A 5,264-nucleotide genomic window follows, 5' to 3' on the forward strand; every position below is an offset into this window, starting at 1 on the left:
ACCAAAAACTTAAATACCGTTGCAAGTTATGAGTCACTGTGTCGTGAGATTAACACACTACACATCTTACATAACATACAACCGGATCTTAAGGCTTCGCATACGTTTTCGCATCAATATACAATTGTCAAAGAACTAACTTCCGCAATACCGGATCGACTCAACCAGCCAATTTGGTACTTTTACCGGGGATATACCACGGCGCACGGAAATGTATTATACATCGCCGAAATCTATGCAGTCAATACTTTTTTGCAAAAACTCGGCAATTCTTTGCTGCCTTTTTTGGTGGAGGCTAGGGGATTCGAACCCCTGACCTATTGCGTGCAAAGCAATCGCTCTCCCAGCTGAGCTAAGCCCCCAGTCAGGTGATGGATGTTGGATGCCGGAAACTACTCCGCTACCTTACACCCGGAACCTGAAACCCGAATGGTGGGCCTAGTTGGATTCGGACCAACGACCTCACCCTTATCAGGGGTGCGCTCTAACCAACTGAGCTATAGGCCCACGATCATGCATTTAGACAACAAAAAGGGAAGACGATTCGCCTCCCCTGATATTTCAAGGAACATCTCGTCGATTGAGCCGATATCTAGCTGTCGATAATTACTATCAGCTTAGGCTCCTATACACCAACGCGCAAGGTATATTATAGACATACTGATACCGGAAGTCAAGGGTCCGAGCTTCACTTTTTTATGCTTTTTCACTGATAAATGTTATGAAATCAAAAGACGTGTTTGAGCTCATCCGTCATCGGGTAATCTAATTGGGGTGACTTGACATGAATGTAAGCGCAAAAAAAGCAGTGTTCGGTATAGTTCTTTCACTGGTGATGATTGGAGCGGCAGCGCCGACGATATATTGGTTTATCGCGCAGGCGCTGGATCATGCACTGGGCATTGAACATCTTGGTGACACTCCGATTTTGCTTATATTGGCGGCCTTTTCATTCCTTGTCGGCGTATTTTGGGTCTCGTGGGCATATACATACCTGCTGTTCGTGGGCAAAGGACTCCCTCTTGAAGTATTTGGAACCGCATTCCATCCCACTCAGGTCCTTGTGACGACAGGCCCCTATGCATACACAAGGAACCCAAGCGTGATCGGGCTGATCTTTTTGCTGCTTGGTGTGGCGCTTCTTCAAAGGTCAATCTCGGCGTTTGTCCTGCTGCCGGTGGTGATAGCGATCATCATACCGTATTTGATAATCTTCGAGGAAAGAGCACTTGGAGCAAGGTTTGGCGATGAGTATGCACATTACAGAAGCGAGGTTCCCCTACTCGTCCCAAGGCTGACACCATACGCCAAAGCCCAAATATAAAATCAAATATACAAACTACTAAATATCAAAACTCTCCTTTCCAGGCTTCTGGACAAGGATCGGAGCCGTGTTTATCGTATACAATGCATCTTATGCCTTCGCGCCTACAGTCCTCAGCTCTGTTACACCCCACCGGGAGCAGATTCACCTCAGCATGCACGTAATCAGGCATTGTGGCGGTCACCCTGATAACATCCAGTCTGACCATGATCGAACGTATCTGACAATATTCGTATATCTGTTTCTTATCGTATTTCTCCATAGTGGCTCCACTATAGCATTACCGCACTCTCAGAGCAAAACAGATGAATCGGACCGATTGCGTTCGGATGCCAAGTTCGCAAATATGAACACAAATGTGGAAAGACATATTTGAGCAAAATCGGAGGCACTGTTTCATGACCAACGATAAGCAACAAACAGCACCCGACGAACTCCTGGCAAAGCTGGAGCAGCCACCAGCGCTTATAGAAACAATAAAAGCCATTGAACTTGCTCGCACACAGATCAGTCTCTATGGGATTGAGCATCCAAACTCACTTGCCGTCCTTGGTGAACTGGCAGGATGTGTCGAGCAGTTCGTGGAAACATATGAACGCGCCACCTGTATTTTCGCAAAAAATGCAGTGATCATAAACGAACACTACTTCAACACGACACCTGACAGCAAACAGATATGCCAAAGAATAAGGGCTCGCGGGGCAATGGCAATTACGTTTGTTGGCACTCCGCCTGTGGAGCAACTGCGCGAATTCATACTGTTTTTGAATGCTGAGCCGCGCGATGTCAGATCAAGCGGCGGACCGAGCACATATCTGCGCCAGCGCGGTGTGAGCAGAATTGTTCTGACTGAGGCGGTCTACACGACTGAGGACGACTCCGATGAAGACCACGTGGCAGTGGCGGACGACAGTTTTGATGATGACCGCGTGTTGGCCTCTGTGCTTAACTGGCTCTCCCAACAGGACAAAGAAGAAGACAATCTGCCAAAACTGCCGATCACACAAGTTTTATCTAATCCGGATTCTGCCGCAAGATTGATACGGGAAGCAGTTACCAAACTTCATGCGGCAAGGCGTCAAGATATGTCGGGTGAAATTGCCGGCGAGGTCGTCAACGATTTGAAATCGCTTGCCGGAACACATTCGGAAGAATGGGATAAAGCTGCACCGCAAATCAGAAAAGCAATACTAAAACTGCCGCAGGAAATGCGACCGACATTCGGCGGGTTTACGCTTGATGATGAAAATGATGATAATGTCCATCGCCGTATTGAGAATATCAGCGATATAGAAAACATGGTCGGGCAGATGATGCAGAAAGACCTGCCGAAACCGAATGCATTTGATGATCTCTTTGGAGCGCGCGCATATGGACCGCTGTCGGCATGGAGGAGAGAACTCCAGCCTGTCTCCATAATGACATCCACAGGCACTACTCTGCTCACACTGATGAGATGGGAAAACAGCGCCTGTGAACACTCGCGCATTGTCAAGGCATTGGCTGAGATGGTGCTTCGAGCAATGGACGTCAATGACCTTAACTGTGCGCTGCTCTTTGCCGGCGGACTCATAGAGGAAGCTGTTTGTGATAATGAAAGTGGTTGGAGAAAGACCAATGTGCGATCCGCGCTTCTGGGACTCGAAAAAGACAAACTCGATCTATTGATAAGCCTGGCATTGGAAAACGGCAGCGCTGAGGCAATTAGAATATCGGCTGCGCTGGTCGATCTGTGCCCTGAAATTGCATTGGGTATGATCCGAATGCTTGACATAAACTCATCAGAAGAATTCAAACAGTCCATTATTCGCGCAATCGTGAAGAATGGCACATCAGCATCGGCTCAGTTGGCTGACCTGCTGCGTGACGGATCGCCATCCGGCAAAGTGGCGGCGCTGGAAATATTGATAGGGATTGGACGAGCATGGGCGCTGGAGGAAGTAGCATCGGTAATACACGGTGACGATGAGGCTCTGGCAATCATGGCAGTCGAGATGCTGCCGAATGTGAGAGTGCCGATGGTATCTGAGATATTGATGAAAGCAGCCTCGCATACGGTAATGGGGATTCGTATCGCAGCCGTCGACGCACTGGGAAAACTGGGCGACGCAGCCACACTGGACTTCCTCGACAAGATTGCTAAACGCAGACACCTTTTCGGCAGGTCCAAATTTGAAAATATACGACAATCAGCCTTGCGTGCAGCCCAGCATATTAGAGATAAGCAGAAGAAAGCAGCATAGGAGACGAGTATATGGACGAAATTATCAATAAACAGCCCTCGGATATGCATGCTCTTATTGCTGATGCTCTATCCAAAATCAATATATGCGCAAAAAGTGTGGCGCAATATGGGCGTTCACATCCGGTTATCGAGGATATGCTCGATGATGCTCATCAAACGCTGGCAGCACTGCTTCTGACCCAGCCGAACCTTGTGATTGCTGTGGCGAAGTCGTATTTCGCACTCGACAGTTTTCCCATCGAAGACAACACCGGCACATTGGCTTCATTTGCGGATACTCTGCATGCAAGAAAGGTCAGTGAACTCAGGCTCATATCGGGAATCACGCCTGATGAACTGCTCGATTTCGCGGAAATCCTCAGCCTTTCACCGGAGAATTTGGCTCTGCGCGGAAATATAGAAATGGAAATCAGCAGGCGAAATATAGTTCATATAAAGACCAAATATGGTGTCATGCCCATAGAATCACGCGAAGGAAAGGACCCGGCTGATATATATGAAGAGGCACTGCTGCTCGTCGAGCAAGCGATGAAAGCCGTGGAATCGGGACTTCAAATACCCGTGCCGGAGATAAGGACTGTGGTCTCTGATTCGCTTCAAAGCCTGATACATGATGACAGCACACTCCTGGCGCTCACCGGCATCAGAAGCTATGACCGTTACCTATCAGAGCACAGCGTAAACGTCTGCATTCTCTCTATGGTCCTTAGCAAGGACCTGGGCCTCGATACACCATCCACACTCGAACTTGGAATATCGGCACTGCTGCATGATGTCGGCAAGGTCTTTGTGGACGCTGAGATAGTACGCAAACCAGGCAAGCTGACTGAAGAAGAGTGGCAGCAGATACATAGACATCCAGCCGAGGGCGCAAGAGCACTCGCGGGACTGCCCGACCTGCCTGCGCTGGCATCCACTATAGCTCTTGAACATCATATTCGATCCGATGGAAGTGGATATCCGGCCGTGTCCATGACTCACAGGCCGCATCTTTTGAGCAGGCTGGTCGCTATCGTCGATACATATGATGCGCTGACCACGGATCGGCCATATCGGGAACGCTGGAATGCTCAGCAGGCAATCGCATGGATGTTGTACGAAGCTCCCGGACAGTATGATCGGCAGCTTATGGCCAGGTTCGCCGCCCGTGCCAAGCTGCATCCACTCGGTTCGCTGGTGCGATTGATGAAAGGTGATTACGCAATAGTTGTGGGCGGAAGCAACAAACATCCAACACGGCCCACTCTGCGAATTATCTCAACGACCGACGGTCCTCTCGATATAGACCTGTCGACAAATACTGACCCGGCGTTTGAGATTGACTCGATTGCACAGCCTGTTGAAGTGCTGCTGCCATATGCTGACAAACTGGCCGCTGCATAAATATAAAATTAAAAATGCAAGATGAGATTGCAAAAGGCCTAATCAGTCATCGCTCGATTGCGACACCAAACCTGCTATTGTTGCGTCAGGTTCACAGCAGATTCCTTGTATTATTGCCTTGCCTGTCAGATAATGGTGGATAATAGGACGCTATGATCCACCTGGTAGAGTAGACGAGCAGATTCGAGTGCCTTGAGCACGTTAGCGAGATGGTTTCCTCTACCTTGTATGACTAAAAAGAGACTGGACGGTATCCTGGGTCCCGGATTAATCGGTGAACTCGTATCTACAAGGATGGTCCCAAGTCAGACA

General features: G+C 48.9%; 4 protein-coding genes and 2 tRNA genes. 3 read left to right on the forward strand and 3 right to left on the reverse strand.

The window, feature by feature from the left end; all coding sequences use genetic code 11:
• Positions 1–286: 286 nt before the first annotated feature.
• Positions 287–362: transfer RNA gene (locus tag LLG46_00005), tRNA-Ala, on the reverse strand.
• 68 nt (positions 363–430) lie between these two features.
• A tRNA-Ile gene (locus LLG46_00010) sits at positions 431–507 on the reverse strand.
• 277 nt (positions 508–784) lie between these two features.
• On the opposite strand from LLG46_00010, the gene LLG46_00015 reads away from it, so the two are divergent.
• Positions 785–1,324: an isoprenylcysteine carboxylmethyltransferase family protein gene (locus LLG46_00015; GenBank protein MCE5321678.1), complete on the forward strand. Its 540-nt coding sequence runs from the start codon at positions 785–787 to the stop codon at positions 1,322–1,324.
• Between the two features lie 25 nt (positions 1,325–1,349).
• On the opposite strand, the gene LLG46_00020 is transcribed toward LLG46_00015, so the two are convergent.
• A complete protein-coding gene (locus LLG46_00020; protein MCE5321679.1) occupies positions 1,350–1,586 on the reverse strand; it encodes a hypothetical protein in 237 nt (78 codons plus the stop codon).
• Positions 1,587–1,722: 136 nt separating this feature from the next.
• On the opposite strand from LLG46_00020, the gene LLG46_00025 reads away from it, so the two are divergent.
• Entirely contained in the window at positions 1,723–3,567 is a 1,845-nt protein-coding gene (locus tag LLG46_00025) for a HEAT repeat domain-containing protein (GenBank protein ID MCE5321680.1), read from the forward strand.
• 11 nt (positions 3,568–3,578) lie between these two features.
• The gene (locus LLG46_00030) at positions 3,579–4,952 is read left to right on the forward strand and encodes an HD-GYP domain-containing protein (GenBank protein MCE5321681.1); all 1,374 of its coding nucleotides are present in this window, start codon (positions 3,579–3,581) and stop codon (positions 4,950–4,952) included.
• The last annotated feature ends 312 nt before the right edge of the window (positions 4,953–5,264 follow it).

This window comes from bacterium (assembly GCA_021371935.1).
GTDB lineage: Bacteria > Armatimonadota > UBA5829 > UBA5829 > UBA5829 > UBA5829.

What these genes read in the sequence shown, in the direction of transcription:
- LLG46_00025 (MCE5321680.1), top strand. Translation starts at nt 1,723, where the DNA reads ATGACCAACGATAAGCAACAAACAGCACCCGACGAACTCCTGGCAAAG.
- LLG46_00030 (MCE5321681.1), top strand. Translation starts at nt 3,579, where the DNA reads ATGGACGAAATTATCAATAAACAGCCCTCGGATATGCATGCTCTTATT.
- LLG46_00020 (MCE5321679.1), bottom strand. Translation starts at nt 1,586, where the DNA reads ATGGAGAAATACGATAAGAAACAGATATACGAATATTGTCAGATACGT.
- LLG46_00015 (MCE5321678.1), top strand. Translation starts at nt 785, where the DNA reads ATGAATGTAAGCGCAAAAAAAGCAGTGTTCGGTATAGTTCTTTCACTG.